This is a genomic window from Mesorhizobium sp. M3A.F.Ca.ET.175.01.1.1, assembly GCF_004791945.1.
Classification (GTDB): domain Bacteria; phylum Pseudomonadota; class Alphaproteobacteria; order Rhizobiales; family Rhizobiaceae; genus Mesorhizobium.
Genome location: NZ_SRTP01000017.1, coordinates 1 through 23,443, shown reverse-complemented (window position 1 = coordinate 23,443; position 23,443 = coordinate 1). Strand labels below are relative to the sequence as shown.

Genomic DNA, 23,443 nt, shown 5'->3' with positions numbered 1-23,443 from the left:
TTTGAGTTTCTGCCCGGGCGGGACGCGAAGGCCCCGCCCGGGCCGCGGTCTCGGATCGCAGGGCCACGCCGCGACCGGACAGACCTGGGAGGATCAGTTGGTGCCCTTGCCGCCGCACTTGCCGGTGGCGACGTTGAAGTTGCCGCAGGAAAGCGGCGCGCGCCAATCGGAGATCAGGTTCTTGGAATCGGGCAGGTAGTCGGACCATTCGTCGCCCATCACGAGGCCGGGCGTCTGCGAGACGGTCTCGAACTGGCCGTCGGCCTGGATCTCGCCGATCAGCACCGGCTTGGTGATGTGATGGTTCGGCATCATCGTCGAATAGCCGCCGGTCAGGTTCGGCACCGAGACGCCGACCATGGCGTCGATGACCTTGTCCGGATCGGTGGTGCCGGCCTTCTCCACCGCCTTCACCCACATGTTGAAGCCGATATAGTGGGCTTCCATCGGGTCGTTGGTGGTGCGCTTGTCGTTCTTGATGAACTTGTGCCAATCGTCGATGAACTTCTTGTTCTCGGGCGTGTCGACGCTCTCGAAATAGTTCCAGGCGGCGAGGTGGCCGACCAGCGGTCCGGTGTCGAGACCGGCCAGTTCTTCCTCGCCGACCGAGAAAGCCATGACCGGGATATCCTCGGCCTGGATGCCCTGGTTGCCGAGTTCCTTGTAGAACGGAACGTTGGCGTCGCCATTGACGGTCGAGACCACGGCCGTCTTCTTGCCGGCAGTGCCGAACTTCTTAATCGCCGAGACCTCGGTCTGCCAGTCGGAGAAGCCGAACGGCGTGTAGTTGACCATGATGTCGTCGGCCGGTACGCCCTTCGCCTTGAGATAGGCCTCGAGGATCTTGTTGGTCGTGCGCGGATAGACATAGTCGGTGCCCTCGAGCACCCAGCGCTTCACCGAGCCGCCATCGGCGCTCATCAGGTAGTCGACGGCCGGGATGGCCTGCTGGTTCGGGGCAGCACCGGTGTAGAAGACGTTGCGCTCGCTTTCCTCACCCTCATATTGCACAGGGTAGAAGAGGATGTTGCCGAGTTCCGAGAACACCGGCAGCACCGATTTGCGCGACACTGAGGTCCAGCAGCCGAACACAGCCGCGACCTTGTCCTTAGAGATCAGCTCGCGCGCCTTTTCGGCGAACAGCGGCCAGTTGGACGCCGGATCGACGACGACCGCCTCGAGCTTCTTTCCGAGCAGGCCGCCCTTGGCGTTCTGCTCCTCGATCAGCATCAGCATGACGTCCTTCAGCGTCGTCTCCGAAATCGCCATAGTACCCGACAGCGAATGGAGGATGCCGACTTTGATCGTGTCGTCGGCCGCCTTGGCCGGAGCCGAAATCGACAGACCGGCAGCGATTAGGCTGGCCGAAAACATTTTTGTTATTGTCGAGAAATTACCCCTCATGTTCCACGCTCCCAAACTGGTTGTTGTGCATCGCAACATATCGGTGCAAGCTGCGTGCCAAAACCGAAAGCCCAAAGCGCCGGACAGAAAAACGATAGTTTACAGACGGTTAATTAGTTTCAACTCAAGTTATAACGGCCGATTCTGCTGGAGGGTATGTCAAATTTTAAGCTTCTGCCTCTATTTTCATCGCTTTTCCTGTTGCCTGTTTTCAGATCTGCCGTTGGCCTTCCAAGGAACCACCGGAAATCCCAGCAGCGGATAACGCGATCCTGTCGAGATTGAGAGAGAGAAGCCGTGTCGAATTGGGGGGGCTGGGCCTGGGGAGACGCGCGGCGGCTAGGCGAGCGCTATTCGGCAGGAAATGCGTCCGTTCTAGCGGCTGCTTAACGGCGCATTGCCGCCCGGCAACTTATAGGGCCGTAAGCCGACCGGCAGCCGAGGCCTCGCGTACGAGGACGACGCACGACAACAGCCGGCGGTTCAGGCGCGAACCGACGATCGTCAGTTCCTTCCGAACCACTTGCTAATGCTTGCCGACTTTGAAGGGCCCGCCCGAGTAGCCCAGCAGGCGGACATCGTCGCACGCCGCTGCACGGTCGACGGCTTACAGGATGAATTCGACGTCAATTGCAGCGGGGTTTGACCTCGGTGTCGTTGCCTCTCCGGACGGGCTTGACGCAACTATCCTTCGACGAGTTCACTTTCCGGCAGCTGGGAGAACGCCGCCTCGAGAGCCGATGCACACTCGTCAACATCGTAGAGGCTGAAACAGAGAGACGGCCTATTTATGATGTTGCCAAGCGGTCCTGTTGACGTTGCCATGACGCCCAAGAGTTTGACCCATTCTCGGATCCATCGTGCAGCGTTGCGTGCGGGAATTTTCGACGCGCCGTCTGTGACGAGGTCAAGTCCATAAAACAGACCTCGCCCGTGGGCATAGCCGATGCAGGAATGCTTTGCCGCGAGGAGGTCGAGCCGGGCCTGCAGGGCTTCGCCTACCACCCTCGCCTGATCCTTCAGTCGATCGTAATCAAACATTAAGGCAACATCAGGCGCAAATGGTCATTCCTGAGCCGAGCACGACCGGTATAGGTGACGCCCGCCCTTTCGCACGCCGTTGCCGCCGATCCCCGCACCCACCGTCGGAGAGGCTTCGAAATCCAAGGGCTTGCGCTACGTCTCACAGGTGACGTCAACAAGACGATTGACCAGCGAGCCCAAAATCATTCCATCCATAACTCATGATATGTGACACCGCTCGCTTAATTCTTGAAGAATTAAGCGTAACGCGTTGATATATAATGATTTGGTTGGTCCGGAGGGCAGTCGTTTTCGACGGAAAATCAATATGTCACCGGACGGGCTAATTCAATCCAATCGGTGTCAGCCGTCACCTGCCAAGAAAGCGGCACTGATTGCTTTGTCCTGGTATGAACGCGACTGGTTTGAGGCCGCTTGCTGCCTGTCCGGTCCTCGGGCAGAGGACTGAGTAAGCTGACACCGAGCAGGGGAGCCGATGCCATCCAAACCCACACGGCTCGGCCAGGGCGGCTGTTAAAGCTGCTTCAGCATCGTTGAGCGGCTGGGTTGGGCAGGCCCTCGAAGCGTATGCCGGGGTGCTGCTGCAGAATGGAAGTGCGTAGAGCAACACGGGCGGCTGATAGCCGTTGGAGCTTAAATTGCGCGCCAAGCAGAGGCGCGCTGCGACGGCGAAACGTAGTGCTGGGCCGCTCGCGTCGGCCGACACCGAACAGCCCGCTCAGCTACGCCATCTGTTCGCGCTCCTGATAGCCCTGCCCGCCTTCATGGTTGTTGAAATGGTACTCTACGATGGTCTTTTCGCCATCGTAGGCATTGAATGCGCCATAAACGGTAGAGGGCGGGCAGACTTCGTCCATCAGGGCCACCGAAAAACAGCGCCGCTGCCTTGCACTGCCGGGCGAAGTTGACGCAGTCGAAATAGGAGAGCGTCTCAAAGACCTTCGCCTTCTTCTCGCGATACGACTGTTTCCATTGGTACACAAAATGTCTGGAAAGGACGCATGGGCGGAGAAATACTGCGGGCAAATTGCGGCTTCAGCGAAGACTTCACTTCCGAGGCGAGCAGAGCCCCACGTACAGATAGGGTGCGCCAGCTCTGCCACCGCGGGCGCGCGCGAGACCGGGCTAGAACGTGGCGCGTAAGTCGCGCCTTTTCCCTGTCGACAGATCGAGCCCGGGATGACGTGAAATCATATGTTTTTTGAGGGAGCCGACGGTATCGTTGGCTCGTGTTCTATTCCCGGGGAAAGATGATTGTCTGCACCAGTCCACCCCCCTGCCTGTTCTCAAGCCTTATCGATCCGCCATAACGCTCGATGATCTCCTTGGCGATCGCCAGCCCCAGCCCGGCGCCGGGAATGAACTGCATGCGCGCCGGGTCGACCCGGAAGAACGGTTCGAAGGCTTTGTTCAAGAGGTCCGGCGGAATGCCGGGGCCGCGGTCGCCGATGGTGAGAACCGCTCGGTTGCCTTGCCCGGATAGCGAGACCGTGCAGTTCTTGCCATGCGTGGCGGCGTTGACGATCAGGTTGCGCAGCGCCCGGCGCAAGCCAAGCGCGCCGGCGTTGACCGACACATGGTCGAGATGGTCGATCGTCACCGCATGACCGAGCGAGACCATCTCGACTTCGATATCGCGAACCAGCGTGTCCAGAGCCACCGGCTCAACCGCGTCCTGGTTGACCTCCTCGCGCACCAAGCGGATGGCGCTGTCGGCGATGCGGTCAAGCTCGTCGAGGTCGCTCAGCCACTTCTCGCGGTCCTCTTCGAGGAACTCGGCGCGGAGCCGCATCCTGGTCATTGGGGTCCTGAGATCGTGGCCGGCGGCGGCCACCAGCCGCATGCGGCTTTCCATCGCCGTTCTCAATCTTGCCGACAGTTCGTTGAGCGCATGGGCGGTGGCCCTCACCTCGACCGGGCCTTTTTCCGGCAAGGTCGCCAGCACCCCGTCCGAGCCGATCTTGCTGACGGCGGCTTCGAGCATTTCGAGCGGCCGCACCAGCACGCCGGTGAAATAGATCGACACCGGCGTCGCGCCGAGCACGATCAGCGCCATCCAGCCGGCGAAAACATACCAGACATCGCGCGGCGGGCCCAAGTCGGGGACATTGACGATCATAAAGCGATGATCGGGCAGCGCGACCGAGGCGATCATCCCAGGTTGCCCGGCATTGCGGCTGACGACCGCCGAAACATCGAGGCCGTTCTGGCGCAGCATGTCGTTCAGCACCCGCGTGTGCTTGCGGTCCTCGAAACCCGGCGCCGGACGATCGCTGATCGTCACCGGCGCAGCGCCGCTGCCCGGCACATGGCCGGGAACCAGCTGCACCATGTACTGTATCTGGTGCGCCAGCGGCCCCATGGTCAGCTCCGGCGACGGCCCACCGAGGACCTTGACGGCGACGAAGGTGGCAAGCCCGACCACGCCCAGGATCGAAACGACCAGAAGGATGATCAGCCGCCGGCGCAGCGAGGTCATGCCCCGGTCTCCGCCGTCTCGACGCGCGCGGTCAGTTGATAGCCACCATTGCGCACGGTCTTGAACAGGTTCTCCTCGCCCGCCTCGGCGAACTTCCGGCGCAGCCGGCTCATCAGCACGTCGACGGACCGGTCGAGCGGCTCGCGCTCGCGCCCTTGCGTCAGATCGAGCAGCTGGTCGCGCGACAAAAGCCGCCCCGGCCGGTCGAGAAAGACCTGCAGCAGGTCGAACTCGGCGCCGGTAAGATCGATCAGGGCTCCGTCGGCGTTCATCACACTGCGCGTGTCCGGCTCCAGCCGGTAACCGGCGAAATGATAGACGCGAACCTTGTGCGGGGCGACTTCGTCCGGCGCCGAGCGCCTGAGCACCGCCCGGATGCGAGCCGTAAGCTCGCGCGGATTGAACGGCTTGCCGAGGTAGTCGTCGGCGCCGAGCTCCAGCCCGATGATGCGGTCGACATCTTCCTTCAGCGCGGTCAGCAGGATGACCGGGATATGCGGCTTGCGGTCCCGCAGGCTCCGGCAGATGTCGAGACCGGAGCCGTCAGGCAGCATGACGTCGAGCACGATGAGGTCGAACTGGCCGGAGCCAAGCTTGTGCTCGCATTCGCGCCGGTCCGCCGCCACGGAGACACGAAATCCCTGTCCGTCGAGATAGCGCCCGAGCAGCGTCCTGATCTCGCGGTCGTCGTCGACGACGAGGATGTGGGATTGTGTCTGCATTCTTCGCCCGCTTGGCTTTTCGTCCCTGATTATAGGGATCGACGCCGCCAAGCGGCACGGAAAATTGCAACGGAACGTTTCCGCAAAGCCGTTGGAAACATTCGGCAACAAATCTCCTTTTTCCGGAAACCTTCGGCAATGCCGCGACGCGAAGCGGCAAAAGACGCCTCCTATCCTCCAGCCATCCGAAGCATGCAGCAAAGGATCACGTCATGCGAAGCAAACTCTTGGCGCTCGGCCTGTTTTCGGTCGCGGCCATCCATCCCGTGCTGGCCGCTCAGCCCGATCCCGGCGCCGCACCGGGCGACGAGCCGCTGGCCATCAATCAGAAGGACGACACGGGCCCGGGGCCGATGCCCTGGCCTCGCCCGCCTGGGCCGATGCGGCACGGGCCGCAAGGGCCGGAAGGCTTCGGCTTCCGCCGCATGGGACCGCCGCCGCCGGAAATGCTTGCCGCCCGGCTCTCGGCCCTCGAGACCCGCATCGGCATCCGGTCTGAGCAACTCGATGCCTGGCGCGACTATACCAGCGCGCTGCAGGCGGTGCTGGCGCCTCCGCAGTTCGACCGTGGCCCCGGCGCTCCCGGCGGTCCCGAAGCGGGCGGGCCGGGTTCCCCCGGCGGCCCCGGCCAGGCGCAACGCGATCCCTTCGCCTTCCAGGAGGGCCTGGCCGACGAGGTCACAAAACGAGCGGCTTCGGCCGCCAAGCTGAAGGATGCGATCGCCGTGCTGCGCACCAAGCTGACGCCCGAACAGCTCGAAATCCTCGCTTCGGCGGATCGGCCGCATGGCCACCCCCCCGGTCCATGGGGTGATCCGCCGGATGCAGCCGGCCCCGGAGGTCTGCCTGATCACGGCGGAGAGTTCCCCCCACCGCTACCCCGGAGTGGCGAGCAACTCTGACCGGCTGCGCCGGCCGGCTCCCTGACCCACCCGTTCAAGAGCCGGCCGGTACTTTTTGCGAATTGGCGGACGTGTGCGCGCGACCGCCATCAAGGATGGAACGCGTTATGATGTGGGAAGCCATGATGATGCTGCGGCAGCTTGCCTCCCTGGGCTCGCCCCTGTCGATCCGCCCCGGCGCCAAGGCCAGCCAGCGGATCCTGTCGACCCAGGTGCTGACGGGAGCGATCCGGCTCAGCTTCGCCGCTTATCGCCTGTCGCTTCCAATCGCCTCGCTCAACGTCAAAAACGATGACCGCAAAATTGCGTAAAAGACATCTTCTTCTGGCGGCCTTGCTGGTCGCGCTGGCCGCCGTCGCAGCGCTCAAGGCTTATGGCCGCGCCACGCCCGAGCCGGCGGCGCAGACGCCTGCGCCGGCAGCGACGCTCACCGTTTCGGTGGAGAAAGTGGTCCCCCAGACGGTGACCTCGTGGGTCAGCGCAACCGGCACGGTGGCTGCATGGCAGGAAGCGACGATCGGCGCAGAAGAAAGCGGCCTGCGCCTGACCGAAGTCCTGGTGGCCGAGGGCGATCATGTGAAGGCCGGCGATGTCGTCGCAAGGTTGGATGACGCGCTGCTTAAAGCCCAGCTCGCCGAGCAGAAGGCAGCCGTCGCGCAAGCTCAGGCAACCCTCGATTCCGCGCTGTCGGCCGCGGCCCGCGCCAACAAGCTGCTCGCCAGCAACGCCGTCAGCACGGAGACCGCCGAGGAGAAGGCGACCGCCGTCAAGACCGGCAAGGCCGGTGTCGACCAGGCAGAGGCCGCCGCTCAGCGGCTGCAGGCCCAACTCGACAGGACGATTATCCGCGCGCCGTTCGACGGCATTGTCTCCAGCAAGCCGGCTGTGACAGGCTCCATCGTCCAGGCCGGCACCGAGCTGATGAAGATGGTCCGCGACGGCAGGCTGGAGGTCGGCGTGCTTGTCCCTGAAAAGGTCCTGGCGGCAATCTCGGCCCGTCAGCCGGCGAACATCGTCGATGCGTCCGGCCGCGCCTTCTCCGGCAGCGTTTCGTCGATCGCCGAGACCGTCAACTCGACCACGCGGCTCGCCACCGTCTATGTCGCCGTCGGTGAAGGCTCGGGCCTGAAGCCAGGCATGTTCGCCCGCGTCACCATCGAGACGGTGGCGTCGCGGCAGCTCACCGTCGCCGAGACGGCCCTGGTCTGGCATGACGGCAAGCCGGCGGTGTTCGTCGTCGGCGACGACGGCAAGGTCAGCGCGCGTCCCGTCGTGACCGGCACGCGCCAGAACGGCCGGGTTGCCATCGAAAGCGGCCTGCCGGAGGGCGCTCCCGTGGTCGTCGCCGGAGCCGGCTTCCTCAATGACGGCAACCTCGTGCGTGTCGCGGCGGGCGAAGCCGCGGCTGCGGATGCCGCAAGCGCGGCGGAGCAGGCGCAATGAACGCCATCTCCTCCTGGTCGATCCGCAATCCGGTTCCGACCATCGTGCTGTTCCTGTCGCTCAGCGTTGCCGGCGTCTACGGCTTCATGCAGCTGCGCACCAATAACATGCCCGACATCGACCTGCCGACCGTCACCGTCACGGTGGCGCAGCCGGGCGCGGCGCCCAGCGAAATGGAAGTCCAGGTGGCGCGGGTCATCGAGAACGCGGTCGCGACCCTTGAAGGCGTCGACGACGTCTCGACCTCGATCAGCGAGGGCTCATCCGTCACCACCGTCGAATTCACCCTCGGCACGGACCCCGAGACCGCCACCAATGATGTCCGCAACGCCGTCTCCGGCGTGCAATCCAGCCTGCCGGCCGCCGCGCAGACCCCGGTCGTGGCGAAGATCAACGCAACCGGCAACTCGGTGCTCACCTTTGTCGTCGAGGCGCCGACCATGTCGCCCGATGCGCTGAGCTGGTACATCGACAATGAGGTCGCCAAGGTGCTGCTTGGCGTCGACGGCGTCTCAAAGATCACCCGTTCCGGCGGCGTCGACCGCGTCATCCGCGTCGAGCTCGACCCCGACCGGCTCGCCGCCCTCGGCATCAGCGCCGGCGATGTCAGCCAGACGCTCGCCTCGAACAACGTCAACCAGCCGGGTGGCCGCGCCAATATCGGCGGCCAGGAGCAGTCGGTGCGCACGCTGGCCAGCGCCACGACCGTCGAGGCGCTGGCCGATACCCGCATCGCGCTGAGCGGCGCCGGCGACGTCAAGCTCTCCGACCTCGGCACTGTCGTCGACAGCTGGGAAAAGCCGCGCCAGGCCGCCTATCTCGACGGCCGGCAAGTGGTCGCCTTCAATGTCTACAGGTCGGTCGGCTCGAGCGAGATCGATGTCGTCAAGGCCGCGCGCGCCGCGATCGCCGACATGGGCGCCAAGACCACGCAGGCAAAATTCACCGAAGTCACCTCCTCGTCCGGCTTCGTCCAGGAAAGCTACGACGCCGCCTTCGAAGCCTTGTGGCTCGGCGCACTGCTCGCCATTGGCGTGGTCTGGCTGTTCCTGCGCGACATCAGGGCAACGCTGGTCTCGGCCGTCGCCATGCCCTTGTCGCTGATCCCGACTTTCGCGGTGATGGCGGCCTTCAACATTTCGCTCAACAACATCACCTTGCTGGCGCTGTCGCTGGTGGTCGGCATCCTCGTCGACGACGCCATCGTCGAGATCGAGAACATCGTGCGCCATATGCGCCAGACCGGCGTCAGCGCCTATCAGGCGGCGATCGAGGCGGCCGACGAGATCGGGCTTGCCGTGGTGGCAACCACCGCGACCATCGTCGCAGTCTTCCTGCCGGTGGCTTTCATGTCCGGCATTCCAGGCAAATTCTTCCTGAGTTTTGCCGTCGTCGTCTGCGTCTCGGTGCTGTTCTCGCTCTTGGTGGCGCGCATGCTGACCCCGCTGATGGGCGCCTATCTGGTGCGCGCCGGCGGCCATGACGAGGACGACATGCCGGCCTGGGTGCCGACCTATCTCTGGCTGCTGCGCAAGGCGCTCGATCATCGCTGGATCACGCTTGTCGCCGGCATCGCCTTCTTCGCCGGCTCGATGATGCTGGCGACGCATCTGCCGACCGAATTCATGGCGGCGGCGGATCGCGGCCGCTCGATGATCTCGGTCGAGCTGCAGCCCGGTTCGACCATCGAGCAGACCACGGCGGTGGTGCAGGACATCACCAAACGTCTGGAGAAGGAGCCGGCCGTCGACAGCGTGTTCGCCACGATCGGCACGGCCGCCTCGTCGGGCGGCGGTCCCAACCAAAGCTCGAGCTCGGCCGAAGTGCGGACCGCGACCGTCACGGTCAACCTGAAGCCGCGCGCCGAACGCACCATGAGCCAGCAGCAATTCGAGGCCGAGGCTTCGCCGAAGCTCAACGACATTCCAGGCGCCCGCATCCAGTTCGGCGCCGACGGCTTCGCCGGCGCCAAGGTGTCGATCACGCTGGTCGGCGACGATGGCGCGGCCCTCGAGAGGGCGAGCAACGCGCTGATCGACGGGATGAAATCGGTTCCCGGGCTGATCAATCCGACCTCGACCGCGGCCACCACCAAGCCCGAGCTCATAGTGCGGCCCGACAGCGCCAAGGCGGCCGAGCTCGGCGTCACGCCGACCGAGATCGCCGCGACGGTCAAGATCGCCACCATCGGCGACACCGACACCAGCCTGGCGAAATTCAATCTCGGCGACCGTCAGGTGTCGATCGTCGTCACCTTGCCCGACGGCGCCATTGATGATCCGGCGAAGCTTGCCATGCTGCCGCTGACGGGCACCAAGGGCACGGTACCGCTCGGCGCCGTCGCCGATATCGGCTTCAATGCCGGGCCGAACAGCATCACGCGTGTCGACAGAAGCCGCAGCGCCACGGTCGAGGCCGATCTTTCCGGCCTGACGCTCGGCCAGGCGACCACCGCCATTCGCGCGCTGCCGATCATGAAAAGCCTGCCTGCCGGCGTGCATGAGCTTGCGCGCGGCGATACCGAACGCATGAAGGAGCTGTTTTCCGGCTTCGCCACCGCAATCGCCGCAGGCATTATCCTGATGTACCTGACGTTGGTGCTGCTCTTCCGCAGCTTCGTGCAGCCGGTGACCATCCTGGTCGCGTTGCCGCTGTCGGTCGGCGGCGCGCTTGGTTTCCTGCTCATTACCGGCAAGGCGCTCGGCATCTCGCCGTTGATCGGCATACTGATGCTGATGGGCATCGCGGCCAAGAACTCGATCCTGCTCGTCGAATATGCTCTGGTCGCCGAGAAAGAGCATGGCATGGCCCGCTTCGAGGCACTGCTCGACGCTGCCCGCAAACGAGCTCGCCCGATCGTCATGACATCGATCGCCATGGGCGCCGGCATGCTGCCGATCGCGCTCGGCATCGGCGCCGACGCCGAGACGCGTGCGCCGATGGCAATCGCCGTCATCGGCGGGCTCCTCTCCTCGACCGTGCTCAGCCTCGTCTATGTGCCGGTCGTCTATACCTTCATGGACGACATCCAGCGGTTCCTTGCCAGACATCTCGGCAAGTTGCTGGTCGAAAGATCTGATGCTGAAACGTCGACTGCAGCAACCCCAGGGACTCATCCGGACAATGCCTATTCAACTTAGTCGATCTGCATTTGGCGCACGTTTATCCCCTGTGCCCCGGACGGGGGCGGTCTGCGCCGTCATGGTCCTGGCAGGCTGTACTCAGCAAAGCGCAACTAGCGCGCCTCCCGGCGGGGCACCGGCCCGGCCGCAGGTCGGGGTCGTCACAGTGCATCCGCAATCGGTCGCGATTACCGCTGAGTTGCCGGGACGCACGGTCGCCTCCCTCGTTGCGGAGGTGCGCCCTCAGGTCGACGGCATCATCCAGTCGCGCCTGTTCAAGGAGGGCAGCGAGGTTGCCAAGGGAGATGCGCTCTACCAGATCGGTCCGGCGAGCTACCAGGCCTCCTATGACAGCGCGATCGCCACCGAGCAGAAAGCCGAGGCAGCGGTGCCGAGCGCGCAGGCGAAGTTCGACCGCTATGCCGGATTGATCAGTCAGAATGCGGTGAGCAAGCAGGATTACGATGACGCCGCCGCCTCGCTGGCGCAGGCCAAGGCCGAGGTTGCGTCAGCCAAAGCAAGCGTCGAGACTGCACGCATCAATTTGGCCTACACGAAGATCGTCGCGCCCATTGGCGGGCGCGTCGACAAGTCCTCGCTGACGCCTGGAGCCCTTGTGACGGCAAACCAGACCGATGCCCTCACCACCATACGCACGCTCGATCCGATTAACATCGACGTCACGGAATCGAGCACCAACCTTCTCGACCTGCGCCAAGCAATTGCCGACGGGCGGCTGAAGTTCAACGGCGAAGGTGTCAGCGTGAAGTTGAAGCTCGAGAACGGCACCATCTATTCGCAGACCGGCAAGATGGAATTCGCCGAGGCAAACGTCAGCGAGACCACTGGCACGTTCGCGCTGAGGGCCCAGTTCCCCAATCCCGACCGGCTGCTGCTGCCAGGCATGTATGTGCGCGCAATCGTCGAGGCGGCGGTCGCACCGAACAGCTATCTGGTGCCGCAGCGCGGGGTCAGCCGCAATACCAAGGGCGAGCCAACTGCCATGGTCGTTAATGCCGACGGCAAAGTTGAACAACGCATTCTCAGTGTGCGCAACAGCGTTGGTAACGACTGGCTGGTCGATTCCGGCATTAACGATGGCGAGCGTATCATCGTCGAGGGCCTGCAGCTGGTGCGCGCCGGAGGCGACGCGACAGCGGTCGAAGTGACGATCGACGAAACGACCGGCGAGATCAAGGACCGCGAGCAGAGCTCCGCCTCGGCGAACGCCGCCGGCGGCAATGCCGCCGGTACCGCCAAGCAGCCCGCCTCTGGCGCAACCGGGAACTGAAGCAATGTCGGGATTCTTGATCAACCGGCCGATCTTTGCCTGGGTGATCGCCATCGTGATCATGCTGGGCGGCCTCTTGGCGCTGCAGTCGCTGCCGATCTCGCAATACCCGCAGATCGCTCCCACCACCGTCAACATCAGCGCCACTTACCCCGGCGCCGACGCCCAGACCGTCGAGAACTCGGTGACCAAGGTCATCGAACAGGGCATGACCGGTATCGACAATCTCGACTATATGACGGCGACGTCGACCTCGACCGGACAGGCCTCGATCACGCTGACCTTCACCAGCGGCGCCAACGCGGACACCGCCCAGGTGCAGACGCAGAACAAGCTGCAGCTCGTGCAGTCGCAGCTGCCGCAGGTCGTCCAGAACAACGGCATCACCGTCTCCAAATCCTCGACCGGCTTCCTGATGGTCATCGGCTTCGTCTCCAGCGACGGCAAGATGAACTCGACCGACCTCGCGGACTATGTCGATTCAACCGTCAACGACACGCTGAAGCGTGTCAAAGGCGTCGGCTCGACGCAGCTTTTCGGCTCCGGCTATGCCATGCGAATCTGGCTCGACCCGGACAAACTAGCGCAATACACGCTGATGCCGAGCGATGTCGCCACGGCCGTCGAGGCGCAGAACACGCAGGTCTCGGCCGGCCAGCTCGGCGGGCTCCCGGCGCGCAAGGGCCAACAGCTCAACGCCACGGTCACGGCGAAGAGCCGGCTGCAGACCCCCAAGCAGTTCCGCAACATCATCCTGAAGAGCAATACCGACGGCTCGCTGGTGCGGCTGAACGATGTTGCCAAGGTCGAGATCGGCGCCGAAAGCTACACCACCCAAGCCCATTACAACGGCAAGCCGACCGCCGGCGTCGCCATCAGCCTGGCGACCGGCGCGAACGCGATCAGCACGGCGGAAGCTGTACGCACGACGATCAATCGCCTGAGCTCGACCTTCCCGCAAGGCGTCGAGGTTGTGTACCCGTATGACACTTCACCCTTCGTGCGGCTTTCGATCGAGGAAGTGGTGAAGACGCTCGCCGAAGCGATCGTGCTGGTGTTCCTGGTGATGTTGCTTTTCCTGCAGAACCTGCGCGCCACCATCATTCCGACGATCGCCGTGCCGGTGGTGCTGCTCGGCACATTCGGCGTGCTCTCCTTCTTCGGCTATTCGATCAACACGCTCACCATGTTCGCCATGGTTTTGGCCATCGGCCTGCTCGTCGACGACGCCATCGTCGTGGTCGAGAATGTCGAGCGCGTCATGCACGAGGAAGGCCTGCCGCCGAAGGAGGCTACGCGCAAATCGATGAACGAGATCACCGGCGCGCTGATCGGCATCGCCACCGTGCTGTCGGCCGTGTTCGTGCCGATGGCCTTCTTCGGCGGATCCACCGGCATCATCTACCGGCAGTTCTCGGTCACCATCGTCTCGGCGATGGTGCTCTCGGTGCTGGTGGCACTGGTGCTGACGCCGGCGCTCTGCGCCACCATCCTGCGCCCGGCCAAGGACCATGCGACGCAAAGGGGTCCGTTCGGCTGGTTCAACCGCATGTTCGATCGCAGCACCATCGCCTACCGCGACGGCTCGCACGGCATCATCAACCGTTCCTGGCGCTTCCTTGCCGTGTTCCTCGCCATCGTCGTTGCCATGGGCTGGATGTTCGCCCGTCTGCCGAGCTCGTTCCTGCCGGATGAGGATCAGGGCATCCTGATCACCAGCGCTTCACTGCCGGCCGGCGCGACGCAGGACCGCACCCAGCGCGTGCTGGCTGAGGTGACCGACCACTATCTCAACGAGGAGAAGGACGCGGTCGAAGGCGTGTTCACGGCTTCCGGCTTCGGATTCGGCGGCTCCGGGCAGAATGTCGGCATCGCCTTCGTGCGGATGAAGGATTTCGACCAGCGCAAGACCAAGGCTCTTTCCGTGTCTGCGGTCGCCGGCCGCGCCATGGCCGCCTTCTCCAAGATCAGGGATGCCCAAGTCTTCGCCCTCGCCCCACCGGCAATCCAGGGTTTCGGCAACACCAACGGCTTCGATTTCTACCTCCAGGATGTCAATGGCGCCGGCCATGAGGCGTTGATCCAGACGCGCAACCAGTTGCTCGGCTTGGCCGGGAAGAGCACGCTGCTCGCCAACACACGCCCCAACGGCCAGGAGGACCAGCCGCAATTTTCGGTCGATATCGACCAGGAAAAGGCCAGCGCGCTGGGCATCAGCCTCGCCGACATCAACAACACGCTGTCGAGCGCCTGGGGCAGCGACTACGTCAACGACTTTATCGATCGGGGACGGGTCAAGCCGGTCTATCTGCAGTCGGACTCGGATTTCCGTATGCAACCGGAAGATCTCGACAAATGGCAGGTCCGCAACTCCAGCGGCGCCATGGTGCCGTTCTCGGCCTTCGCCTCCAGCCACTGGACCTACGGATCGCCCCGCCTCGAACGCTACAACGGCTCGGCGGCGGTCGAGATCCAGGGCGCCGCGGCCGCCGGCCAAAGCTCAGGCGCGGCGATGGACGAGATCGACAGGCTGGTCGCGCAACTGCCCGCCGGATATTCGCATGAATGGACCGGCCTGTCGCAGCAGGAGAAGCTTTCCGGCAACCAGGCGATGTCGCTCTACGCGATTTCGGCGCTGGTCGTGTTCCTGTGCCTTGCCGCGCTTTACGAAAGCTGGTCGATCCCCTTCGCGGTGATGCTGTCGGTGCCGATCGGCATCTTCGGTGCGCTGGCGGCGGCCACCCTCTTTGGCCAGACCAACGACGTCTATTTCAAGGTCGGCCTGCTCACCACGATCGGCCTTGCCTCGAAGAACGCCATCCTCATCGTCGAGTTCGCCATTGAGCGGCAGGCGGCAGGCATGGGCCTGGTCGAAGCAACGCTCGAAGCAGCGCGACAGCGCCTGAGGCCCATCCTGATGACGTCGCTGGCCTTCATTCTCGGCGTCACACCTCTGGCGATCGCCAGCGGCGCGGGCTCGGGCGCGCAGAACTCGGTCGGCATCGGCGTGATGGGCGGCATGATCGCGGCGACCGTGATCGGCGTCTTCCTGGTGCCGCTTCTCTTCGTCACGGTGCGCCGCATCTTCAAGGGCAAGGCAGCCAGCGAGAATTCGGGCGGGACCCCAGCCACAGCCACTCAAGAATAGAGGTTTTTTCCATGCCAGGTTTTGAACGCGGTCTCGCGACCGCGAAGGGGCTTCTTTTGCCCGCGTTTGCCGCTGCCCTGCTCTCGGGATGCGTCGTCGGTCCCGACTACCAGAAGCCTTTTCTGGCAATGCCGGCGCGTTGGAGCGGGCAGAAGGCGGTGAAGCCGGCTAAGCCGGCGCAGCTGTCGCAATGGTGGCAGCGCCTGCGCGATCCCGAGTTGAACGCGCTCGTGGAGGAAGCGGTCGCCGGCAATCTCGATGTCGTGACCGCCAAGGCCAAAATCCGCGAGGCGCGGGCAAGCTACCGCCAGTCGGTGGGCAAGTTGCTACCCTCCGCCGAGGGTTCGGCCTCGGCCACCCGCAATAGGACCGCAGCAACCAGCTCGGGCACGGCAACCAGCACAACCTATGACCAGTACGAAGCAGGCTTCGATGCCAGCTGGGAACTCGACCTCTTCGGCGCCAACCGCCGCAGCGTCGAGGCCGCCAGCTACGGCTTGGACGCTTCCGAGGAAAGCCTGCGCTCGACCCTACTGACCTTGGTCGGCGATGTCGCCTCCAACTATATCCAGGCGCGCGGCTATCAGACGCGCATCGCGCTGGCCCGGCGCTCGGCTGCGTCACAAAGGCAGACCGCCGAGCTTACCCGCACGATGGCCCTGGCCGGCACTGCGACGGCGGCAGATGTCGCCAAGGCCATGGGACAGGCAAGCAGCACGGAAGCGGAGATTCCGACGCTGGAGGCAAGCTACGCTGAAGCCGTGCACCGGCTTTCAGTGCTGACCGGCCGGCCGCCGGGGGCCCTGACCCAGCGGCTGAAGCGCGCCAAGCTGATCCCAGCGCCCCGCCTGCCTGTCCCGACCGGCATCCCGGCCGACATCCTGCTCACCCGTCCGGACGTGCGCATGGCTGAGCGGCAGTATGCGCAGTCCACCGCCAAGATCGGCCAGGCCGAGGCGGCGCGCTATCCGAGCGTCAGCCTGACCGGCGACATCAGCACCACATCCCTGAAGCTCGGCGATCTCGGCAAGAACTCCACCATCGGCTGGTCGTTCGGTCCGTCGCTCAGCGTGCCGCTGTTTAACGGCGGCCAGTTGCGGGCGGCCGTCGACGTCGCCAAAGCCCAGCGCGACCAATATTTCGTCGCCTACAAAGCCTCGGTCCTGACCGCGCTGGAAGACGTTGAGAACGCCACGGTTTCGCTGTCGCAAGAGCGCATCAGGAACGGCAAGCTCGCCTCCTCCGCGAAATCCTACGCGGACGCTGCGCAACTGGAGCGCACTCTCTACAAAGCCGGCGAGGCAAGTCTCCTCGATGTGCTGGACGCCGAGCGTTCAACCTACTCGGCGGAGGATTCGCTGCTGCAGAGCCGGGTGTCGATCGCCACCGACTATGTCGCTCTCAACAAGGCACTCGGCGGCGGCTGGGATGGCACCGTGGACAGTACGACACCCGAGATCATCGATGTCACGATTGGTCCACGCTTCGCGTCGAGAGCCGCGGCGCAGTGAACAAGATGCACGGTCAATCAGAGGAGAGAGAAATGACCGACGACGCCTCGAAAGATGCAATTTTGGAACTCACCGCAGACGTGATTTCCGCATATGTTTCGAACAACGTTGTTCTCGCAGGCGAAAACGGTCGGTACGAATAGCTGGATCGGAGGGTATCGCGGACCAGAAGCTTCGCCGCGGCGCGACAAGGCACGCAGCGCCAGTCAGCGGCACCGGCTTCAGGCGGCTTCACCGCTGCTGCTTACGCATGCCCATTTCGACCATATCTTTGGAATCCCCGGCCTGTTCTCGACGCTCGGGTTGCGGCAAAGCGGCGAAGAGCTCTTGACCGTACATGGAGGCCCGGACACCCTCGACGTCGTCGTCCGCAGGCTCGCTGGTCTGTGGGGTGAAGGACGAGCGCCAATCCGCTAATGCTTGAACCGCTGACGCCCGGTCGATTTTTCGACGCGGATGAATTCATGATCGACTGCTTTTAGGTTCGTTACCGCGACACCGATAGCTACGGCTTCGTGCTCGAGACACGAGCGCGCCGTCACCTTCGCGCCGAGCACCTCACGTCTCTCGGCGTGCCAGACGGTCCAATCAGGAAGGAACTGGTGGAGGGCCGGTCCATCACCTCGCGGATGGCCGAACAGTTGCTTCCGAAGACGTGCTAGGACCGCTGGAAGCAGGCAAGAAGCTGGTCATCATCGGCGATGCGGAGTCGACCGATGAGCTTGCGGACCATGTCCGCGACGCCGACCTGGCTGCCGTCGCTCCTTTGACGAAGACTCGGCTGACGGCAAAAGCCGCCGACCATTGAGATCAAGGAGGCCGCAGTGAAGCAATATGTCGGATTGGATGTGTCGCAGCGAGAGACGAGCGTTTGCGTGGTCGAAGATGCTGGAAAGACGGTGTTCCAGGGAAAGGCGAAGTCCGATCCGGGAGCCTTGACGGAGTTGCTGCGTAAACGTGCGCCTCACGCCGAGCGCATCGGATTCGAGACGGGCGCCTGTCGAGCTGGCTCTGGCATGAGCTTAAACGGGTCGGATTGCCGGTTGTCTGCATTGATGCTCGACATGCAAAGGCAGCGCTTTCAGTCCGAATGAACAAGAGCGATGAGAACGATGCCCGCGGCCTGGCCGAGTTGGTTCGCGTCGGCTGGTATCGGGAAGTGAAGGTCAAGAGCGCAGAGAGTCAGGCCACCCGGTCCATGCTCGTGGCACGGTCAAGACTTGTCGAGATCCGTCGCGATCTCGAAAACCAGACACGGTCCATGCTGAAGGAATACGGGCTGCAGTTCGGTCGAGCGATTGGGTCACAGTTCCGGCGAAAGGTTTGGGAACTGGTTGCTGACGGGCATCCGCTTCGGCCTTTGGTTCAGGCGCTTCTGTCTGTCCATGAGCAAGTCTGCTGTGAACAGGAGAAACTTGATCGGCAGGTCCGGCATCTCGCTCGTGAAGACGAAACCACACGGCGGCTGATGACAGTCCCCGGCATCGGCGTGGTGACCGCGCTCACCTTCCGCCACACGATCGACGATCCCTCGCGCTTTCGCTCGGCCGCCAGCGCGGGAGCCTATCTCGGCCTGACTCCACGACGAAAGCAGTCCGGTGAAACGGATATCAATGGCCGCGTCTCACGTTGGGGAGATCGACTGTTGCGAACCTATCTGTACGAGGCGGCCAACGTGCTCCTGCACCGGACGAAGAAATGGTCCACGCTGAAAGCCTGGGGGATGCGCCTGTCGAGACGGATCGGCTTGAAGAAGGCAAAGGTGGCGATCGCACGGAATATCGCCGTTCTCCTTCATTGCATTTGGGTTGACGGCACCAGCTTTGAGTGGCGTAACGAAAAGATGGCTTAGCCGACTCCATCCCAAACGAGTTCTCGGGCTGCTATCAACGCGGAACTCGTGATGTCCCCGCCGGGACGGTGGTTGCGGCGACCTCGGTCAAACGGCTGACAGCAGTTCATCTGCATCTCGTTGGAAACGTTGAGGCGCCCGACCCGAACATCATCATGAGGCATTCGACCTCGGAAAGGACCATGACCCCGGCGATGGCAATGCGAGATTCGAATTGACAACTACCCGCAATTAAAGGGCCGTTTGACATCGATACGCTCGTTGTTGATACCGATGAAGCGTCCTACCTGGCAGAATTGCATCCGGCTTCGTGGCCAAGTCGCCGCGGACAGAGGTGACCTGACGGGTGCCACGTCCCTGTTCGAAGCAGCGATTGCTACAGCCCGTCGGCAGCAAGCGAGACTCTTCGAGCTTCGCGCCACAACGCAACTAGCACCAGTTCTGGCACGACAAGGTCGTGTCCATGAGGCGGCGACTGCTCTGCAAGCGGTGATCCGCGCATTTGACACAAGGTATCCAATCGTCGACCTCGTCGCCGCACAAAGGGAGCTGGGCGCGTTGCGCCTTTGAGCTCGCATCGCCTTCCTTTGGCTCCGACATAGTCGTATGCGTCGATTCGATCCAGTTTCTTGCTCGTTGCCGCGCCCAAGACGGACGCTTGTCCGGTTGGATCGGAACGTCACGGAAGGGTTGAGATGAGTCGTTCACGTTTGAAGCGGCATAGGTCTGAACACGGGGCAAAGCCATCGATGGCGTCGACGAAGTCGACACGGGACCGACGAGTAGTGATCATGTCGGAGAGGTGGTGTGCTGGCGGCATTGTTCTTGCTGTTGCGTAAGGTCACGGATCGCGGCGCCGAGCAGCTTGAGCACGGTTGGGCGGCGCTTCGGCGCGACTATCGATACTGCTTCCAATGTGCAGTCCCGAATCAAGCCAATTTCATCCCGCTCTAGCGCCTTCGCGATGACGTCGAGTTGGTCAAGCCTCACATTACGGGACGCGTCCGGTTCTTGCGCTGCGAGTATGTTCTTCGGCATCCTCGCTGCAGGGTTTTCGGTGAGAGTCGGAATAGCGCCTGCGCCGCCGCTCCCGCCGTCGCTGGTCCATCCGCAGTCGACGGCGGGTGCAGGGACTTGGGTACTCACCCTCGGTGCGAGGGATTGCACCTTCCTGTGCGTGAAATCTACGATCACATTAGAAATCACGCGATTAGTGCAAAATGCGAGCGGCCTCATCCTTTCAGGGGGGTCCATCTCCCTGCCGCCCTGGGGCGTGGTCGGTGCGATGGGGGCTGCACTCTGAAAGAAACTCGCCTGGCGAGGAAATCCAACCTCAAGCGCAAATCTGGTTCTAGTGTGGCAGAAATACGACTGCACGTAGCGGCGCGCTCTGCTACGAAAGGGTAGGTTACAGGGGGATTGTCGATGAAGAAGTTGCTTCTTGGTTTGTCGTTGTCTCTGCTGGCGTCTTCGGCGTTTGCTGCCGATGCTATCGTCCAGCAAGTCGCCGATGTCGCGCCGGGTTTTAGCTGGACAGGCGGATATATCGGCCTCCAGGCAGGTTATGCTTGGGGCGATGGCGACATAGACCAAATCGGTGGTCCGGGCTTTGTCGAGACAGATCCTGACGGATTCCTGGGAGGGGTTTACGCCGGTTACAACTATCAGATGTCGAGCAACATCGTGATAGGTGGGGAACTGGACTTCGTCTCTGCGGGTGTTGATGGCAGCGGCCAAATATTCGCCGCTCCCGGTGTGCCAATTCCGGGCGCCATCGCCACCGAAGAACTCAATTGGAGCGGGGCGGCAAGACTTCGCCTAGGATATGCCGTTGATCGTTTTCTCCCTTATATCGCCGGTGGCGTTGCATTTGGCGACATCGACGTAAGCAGCAATGGCGGTGGATCATCGTTCGGAGATACGTTCACAGGATGGACGATAGGCGCGGGCTTGGATTACGCTATGACCGACAATCTGCTGCTGCGCGCCGAGTATCGCTATACTGACTTCGGTTCAGAATCGTTTGGTGATCCGGTCAATGCTGATGTCGATCTGAAGACCAACGAAGTTCGCTTCGGCATCGCCTACAAATTCTAGTCCTCTCAAGTCCCAATAGAGAGCCTGTCGCAAACCGCGACGGGCTTTTTCTTTGCGCAACGCAATGGGCGAAGCCGGGCATCACCGGTCGGGTGAAGTTCCTCCGGGGGCGAACATATTCTCCGCCATGCCTCGATGCAGGGTTTCAGTGTGGGAGGAAGCTGAGACGACACGCGGGCGCTGGAGACGGTTCGTGCGCTTACCTTCGACGTGCAGGGCACATGGGTGGATTTCTACCTGCCTATCCTGCGCATGGGCGAAGCTGTGAACCGTGCCAAGGCTTGGATATCGATTGGGCTGCTCTGTCCTCTGATTGGCGCGATCTCTACCGCTTTGCGCTCGATCAGGTTATTGTAGGTCAACGGCCATGGCTGCGGGTCAACCGCCTCCATCGCGAAGTTCGCTGAAATCTTTGATGCGGTGCCATATCGCCGTTAGCCGAAGGCCTTCGCCAGGCTCTCAAGAGAAGCCTTCACCTTTCGGTGGCCTCTCTGCTACTTTTGCGTCGGGCGGCGCAGACAAATCGGTTTTGGCCAGGATCCCGGCGATTCTGGCGAAGCCGACAAATGCCTGCCGTGCCTGATCGGTTGTCATCTGCCCGGCAATCGCGGCGTTGCAACTTCTTACTGCGCAACTGTATACCGGTCCGCGCCGCGGTTTCGGCCATTGATTCAAGAACACGAGCGACTCTCGCACTGCGTTGATGTCGTGGACCTCGTCGTTGGTCTTGATCCGGACGGGGACCAGAAAAGCCAGACCTCTCATCGTTGCCTCCCTGAGATTCCAATGAATTACCGTTGTTTCACCTCTCGCCTTTGATGTTGCAGGGGGACGGAGCGTGCTGCCGTTTTTCCGAAAGGGTCTCGAACGTTTCGTCGGGGCCTCTCGGCCGGACCAGTCCGAATGACGTAGTCCAGTCCCTGATTCTCAGCGAAGTCGACGGCTGCGTCCACGCTGGGAAAATCCAGCTGCACTTGGGTCAGCGTGTCACCGCCGCCGCAATAGCCCATCAGGGGTTCAATGACGGGCGGGCCTCGCCGTTCGAACACGAGACGCCACGGCCGGGAGGTGACCCGCGCCGACGTCATGACCGAACGGCTGGGCCGAAAGATCCTCGCGGCAGCCTGGCAGGAGACTGGGAGCGGAGTGGCGACGACCACAGGACACCGTTTCCTGGCCTGCCGGCTCTGCCTAGCTGCTGCAAATGGTTCCGTCATTGGCGCCCTCGCCCATCTGCCAAGGCCGGGGCACGTTCGCGCCCCCGGGCCTGAGTTCGCGTCCCTCATCCGTTGTCGTTGGGTGGTGCTTGTCTGCACCTTCTCGGCTGCCGACCACCAAAGACTAGGCGGCTGCGCTTTCATTGCGCTGGGACGTCGCCTTCCTGCCGGTCTCGACGTCGATCGCAATTCGACGCGGCTTCATCTCCTCCGGAATTTCTTTCCTGAGATCGATGGTCAGCAAACCGTTTTCTAGTGTGGCCCCGACTATGGTCACGTGATCGGCCAGCTCGAAATGGCGCGCGAACGACCTCAGAGCTAAGCCATGATGGAGGTAATGGACCTCTCTGGTCTCTGTCTTGGCGCCCTCGATCACGAGCACATTCGGCTGATGCGTAATCGTAAGCTCGTCTTCGCTGAAACCGGCGACCGCTAGGACAATCCGGTAGGCGTCTTCCCCGAGTTTCGCGATGTCGTACGGCGGCCAATTGTCGGCATTCTGCGAAGGACTGGCGTTTTCGAGCATACTGAAGATCCGGTCAAATCCAATGCTCGACCGATAGAAAGGAGAAAAGTCCAGGTTGGTTCTCATAGCTACATCCTCCTTGGAGCAACATAGATACGAGGGAACGCCAAGAAGCTGCGGCGCTCCCTGACAAATCGGTCCCATGCCAAGGCAACCGACAATGATGAGTTGGGCATCGATTTCCGCGGCGTCAAGAGGGCCGCTGAAATGCGAACGGGCCGCTAGCGAGGCCTCCATCCAATACCCATGTCCTTCTCTGGTATTTCGACGGGAGGAAAAGGGATGACCGTGACACGCCAAGATGTTCTTTCGGTCCTCGGACGCGTGGACGACGTAACAATTGCGGAGATCATCGCATTCGGCGCCTCGCTCGATGAATTGAGAGAGGCGTGGGCATGGGCCTTTGGTGATGAGGCATTGATGAGCCTGGGGCGACCGTTGCCTGGAACACGGGCGGCAGCGCTAATCGACCTGATCGAACCTGACGACGAAGGCGACCTGACGGATCCGATCCAAGAAGATCGGGGCGACGGCCATCGACTACGATGCCGTCTATGGGGGACTGTCAGGAATTCTGTGCGCGAGGCCATGATGATGGAAAGGAGAGAATCATCACATGGCTATCGAGAAAGAACTTCTGGACCAGTTGCTTGCCGGGCGCGACCCGAATGAGGTGTTCGCCCGG

The 23,443-nt window shown here is 62.7% G+C and carries 18 protein-coding genes and 2 pseudogenes; 11 read left to right on the top strand and 9 right to left on the bottom strand.

Annotated features, from left to right (window positions below):
• Nucleotides 1–93 precede the first annotated feature (93 nt).
• The 5 genes from urtA to EN818_RS27300 form a co-directional block, all read right to left on the bottom strand.
• Complete coding sequence (gene urtA, locus EN818_RS27320) at nucleotides 94–1,404, bottom strand: urea ABC transporter substrate-binding protein (RefSeq protein WP_135905992.1); 1,311 nt, start codon at nucleotides 1,402–1,404, stop codon at nucleotides 94–96.
• 684 nt (nucleotides 1,405–2,088) lie between these two features.
• Nucleotides 2,089–2,445 carry an aminotransferase class III-fold pyridoxal phosphate-dependent enzyme gene (locus tag EN818_RS27315; RefSeq protein ID WP_135905991.1) on the bottom strand — a complete coding sequence of 119 codons (357 nt, stop codon included), beginning with the start codon at nucleotides 2,443–2,445 and terminating at the stop codon, nucleotides 2,089–2,091.
• A gap of 725 nt (nucleotides 2,446–3,170) precedes the next feature.
• Nucleotides 3,171–3,305, bottom strand: coding sequence for an acetylxylan esterase (locus EN818_RS34375; protein WP_281036016.1), 135 nt, complete (start codon nucleotides 3,303–3,305; stop codon nucleotides 3,171–3,173).
• A 377-nt stretch (nucleotides 3,306–3,682) separates the two neighbouring features.
• Nucleotides 3,683–4,927: an ATP-binding protein gene (locus EN818_RS27305; RefSeq protein ID WP_135905990.1), complete on the bottom strand. Its 1,245-nt coding sequence runs from the start codon at nucleotides 4,925–4,927 to the stop codon at nucleotides 3,683–3,685.
• Complete coding sequence (locus tag EN818_RS27300) at nucleotides 4,924–5,649, bottom strand: response regulator (RefSeq protein WP_135905989.1); 726 nt, start codon at nucleotides 5,647–5,649, stop codon at nucleotides 4,924–4,926. Before EN818_RS27300 ends, EN818_RS27305 begins: the two co-directional genes overlap by 4 nt.
• Before the next feature lie 212 nt (nucleotides 5,650–5,861).
• On the opposite strand from EN818_RS27300, the gene EN818_RS27295 reads away from it, so the two are divergent.
• The 9 genes and pseudogenes from EN818_RS27295 to EN818_RS27250 all read left to right on the top strand — a co-directional run bounded on the left by EN818_RS27295 (nucleotide 5,862) and on the right by EN818_RS27250 (nucleotide 18,918).
• Nucleotides 5,862–6,551, top strand: a complete 690-nt coding sequence (locus EN818_RS27295) for a hypothetical protein (protein ID WP_135905988.1) — start codon at nucleotides 5,862–5,864, stop codon at nucleotides 6,549–6,551.
• A gap of 122 nt (nucleotides 6,552–6,673) precedes the next feature.
• Entirely contained in the window at nucleotides 6,674–6,862 is a 189-nt protein-coding gene (locus tag EN818_RS27290; protein ID WP_245518888.1) for a hypothetical protein, read from the top strand.
• A complete protein-coding gene (locus EN818_RS27285) occupies nucleotides 6,855–7,994 on the top strand; it encodes an efflux RND transporter periplasmic adaptor subunit (protein ID WP_189523851.1) in 1,140 nt (379 codons plus the stop codon). The genes EN818_RS27290 and EN818_RS27285 overlap by 8 nt, the downstream gene beginning before the upstream one ends.
• Nucleotides 7,991–11,134, top strand: coding sequence for an efflux RND transporter permease subunit (locus tag EN818_RS27280; protein WP_135905986.1), 3,144 nt, complete (start codon nucleotides 7,991–7,993; stop codon nucleotides 11,132–11,134). Before EN818_RS27285 ends, EN818_RS27280 begins: the two co-directional genes overlap by 4 nt.
• Before the next feature lie 61 nt (nucleotides 11,135–11,195).
• The gene (locus EN818_RS27275; protein WP_245518903.1) at nucleotides 11,196–12,407 is read left to right on the top strand and encodes an efflux RND transporter periplasmic adaptor subunit; all 1,212 of its coding nucleotides are present in this window, start codon (nucleotides 11,196–11,198) and stop codon (nucleotides 12,405–12,407) included.
• A 4-nt stretch (nucleotides 12,408–12,411) separates the two neighbouring features.
• Entirely contained in the window at nucleotides 12,412–15,555 is a 3,144-nt protein-coding gene (locus EN818_RS27270) for an efflux RND transporter permease subunit (protein WP_135905985.1), read from the top strand.
• 11 nt (nucleotides 15,556–15,566) lie between these two features.
• Nucleotides 15,567–17,066 carry an efflux transporter outer membrane subunit gene (locus EN818_RS27265; RefSeq protein ID WP_135905984.1) on the top strand — a complete coding sequence of 500 codons (1,500 nt, stop codon included), beginning with the start codon at nucleotides 15,567–15,569 and terminating at the stop codon, nucleotides 17,064–17,066.
• A 208-nt stretch (nucleotides 17,067–17,274) separates the two neighbouring features.
• A pseudogene (locus tag EN818_RS27255) lies at nucleotides 17,275–17,817 on the top strand (MBL fold metallo-hydrolase); the annotation flags it as partial.
• 73 nt (nucleotides 17,818–17,890) lie between these two features.
• Nucleotides 17,891–18,918 (top strand): annotated as a pseudogene (locus tag EN818_RS27250) (IS110 family transposase).
• Nucleotides 18,919–19,707: 789 nt separating this feature from the next.
• On the opposite strand, the gene EN818_RS27245 reads toward EN818_RS27250, so the two are convergent.
• On the bottom strand, nucleotides 19,708–19,956 hold the full coding sequence (locus EN818_RS27245) for a hypothetical protein (RefSeq protein ID WP_135905983.1): 249 nt from the start codon (nucleotides 19,954–19,956) through the stop codon (nucleotides 19,708–19,710).
• Nucleotides 19,957–20,343: 387 nt separating this feature from the next.
• On the opposite strand from EN818_RS27245, the gene EN818_RS27240 reads away from it, so the two are divergent.
• Nucleotides 20,344–21,015 (top strand): outer membrane protein, encoded by a 672-nt coding sequence (locus EN818_RS27240; RefSeq protein ID WP_189523850.1) that lies wholly within the window; start codon nucleotides 20,344–20,346, stop codon nucleotides 21,013–21,015.
• A gap of 459 nt (nucleotides 21,016–21,474) precedes the next feature.
• Here EN818_RS27240 and EN818_RS27235 read toward each other — a convergent pair whose 3' ends face one another.
• The 3 genes from EN818_RS27235 to EN818_RS27225 all read right to left on the bottom strand — a co-directional run bounded on the left by EN818_RS27235 (nucleotide 21,475) and on the right by EN818_RS27225 (nucleotide 22,824).
• Nucleotides 21,475–21,780, bottom strand: a complete 306-nt coding sequence (locus EN818_RS27235) for a DUF982 domain-containing protein (RefSeq protein ID WP_135905979.1) — start codon at nucleotides 21,778–21,780, stop codon at nucleotides 21,475–21,477.
• A gap of 26 nt (nucleotides 21,781–21,806) precedes the next feature.
• Nucleotides 21,807–22,232 (bottom strand): NADH dehydrogenase ubiquinone Fe-S protein 4, encoded by a 426-nt coding sequence (locus tag EN818_RS27230; protein ID WP_135905977.1) that lies wholly within the window; start codon nucleotides 22,230–22,232, stop codon nucleotides 21,807–21,809.
• 124 nt (nucleotides 22,233–22,356) lie between these two features.
• Nucleotides 22,357–22,824, bottom strand: coding sequence for an Hsp20 family protein (locus EN818_RS27225; protein WP_129553346.1), 468 nt, complete (start codon nucleotides 22,822–22,824; stop codon nucleotides 22,357–22,359).
• Between the two features lie 216 nt (nucleotides 22,825–23,040).
• Here EN818_RS27225 and EN818_RS34490 point away from each other — a divergent pair, with 216 nt between their 5' ends.
• Nucleotides 23,041–23,430: a hypothetical protein gene (locus tag EN818_RS34490; RefSeq protein ID WP_348631422.1), complete on the top strand. Its 390-nt coding sequence runs from the start codon at nucleotides 23,041–23,043 to the stop codon at nucleotides 23,428–23,430.
• Nucleotides 23,431–23,443: the final 13 nt, after the last annotated feature.

Bases quoted from the DNA above. Each gene is read 5' to 3' on its own strand.
- EN818_RS27290 (WP_245518888.1), top strand. From the start codon at position 6,674: ATGATGATGCTGCGGCAGCTTGCCTCCCTGGGCTCGCCCCTGTCGATC.
- EN818_RS27305 (WP_135905990.1), bottom strand. From the start codon at position 4,927: ATGACCTCGCTGCGCCGGCGGCTGATCATCCTTCTGGTCGTTTCGATC.
- urtA (WP_135905992.1), bottom strand. From the start codon at position 1,404: ATGAGGGGTAATTTCTCGACAATAACAAAAATGTTTTCGGCCAGCCTA.
- EN818_RS27235 (WP_135905979.1), bottom strand. From the start codon at position 21,780: ATGAGAGGTCTGGCTTTTCTGGTCCCCGTCCGGATCAAGACCAACGAC.
- EN818_RS27240 (WP_189523850.1), top strand. From the start codon at position 20,344: ATGAAGAAGTTGCTTCTTGGTTTGTCGTTGTCTCTGCTGGCGTCTTCG.
- EN818_RS27300 (WP_135905989.1), bottom strand. From the start codon at position 5,649: ATGCAGACACAATCCCACATCCTCGTCGTCGACGACGACCGCGAGATC.
- EN818_RS27275 (WP_245518903.1), top strand. From the start codon at position 11,196: ATGGTCCTGGCAGGCTGTACTCAGCAAAGCGCAACTAGCGCGCCTCCC.
- EN818_RS27230 (WP_135905977.1), bottom strand. From the start codon at position 22,232: ATGACGGAACCATTTGCAGCAGCTAGGCAGAGCCGGCAGGCCAGGAAA.
- EN818_RS27280 (WP_135905986.1), top strand. From the start codon at position 7,991: ATGAACGCCATCTCCTCCTGGTCGATCCGCAATCCGGTTCCGACCATC.
- EN818_RS27315 (WP_135905991.1), bottom strand. From the start codon at position 2,445: ATGTTTGATTACGATCGACTGAAGGATCAGGCGAGGGTGGTAGGCGAA.
- EN818_RS27225 (WP_129553346.1), bottom strand. From the start codon at position 22,824: ATGAGAACCAACCTGGACTTTTCTCCTTTCTATCGGTCGAGCATTGGA.
- EN818_RS27265 (WP_135905984.1), top strand. From the start codon at position 15,567: ATGCCAGGTTTTGAACGCGGTCTCGCGACCGCGAAGGGGCTTCTTTTG.
- EN818_RS27295 (WP_135905988.1), top strand. From the start codon at position 5,862: ATGCGAAGCAAACTCTTGGCGCTCGGCCTGTTTTCGGTCGCGGCCATC.
- EN818_RS34490 (WP_348631422.1), top strand. From the start codon at position 23,041: ATGACCGTGACACGCCAAGATGTTCTTTCGGTCCTCGGACGCGTGGAC.
- EN818_RS27245 (WP_135905983.1), bottom strand. From the start codon at position 19,956: ATGCCGAAGAACATACTCGCAGCGCAAGAACCGGACGCGTCCCGTAAT.
- EN818_RS27270 (WP_135905985.1), top strand. From the start codon at position 12,412: ATGTCGGGATTCTTGATCAACCGGCCGATCTTTGCCTGGGTGATCGCC.
- EN818_RS34375 (WP_281036016.1), bottom strand. From the start codon at position 3,305: ATGGACGAAGTCTGCCCGCCCTCTACCGTTTATGGCGCATTCAATGCC.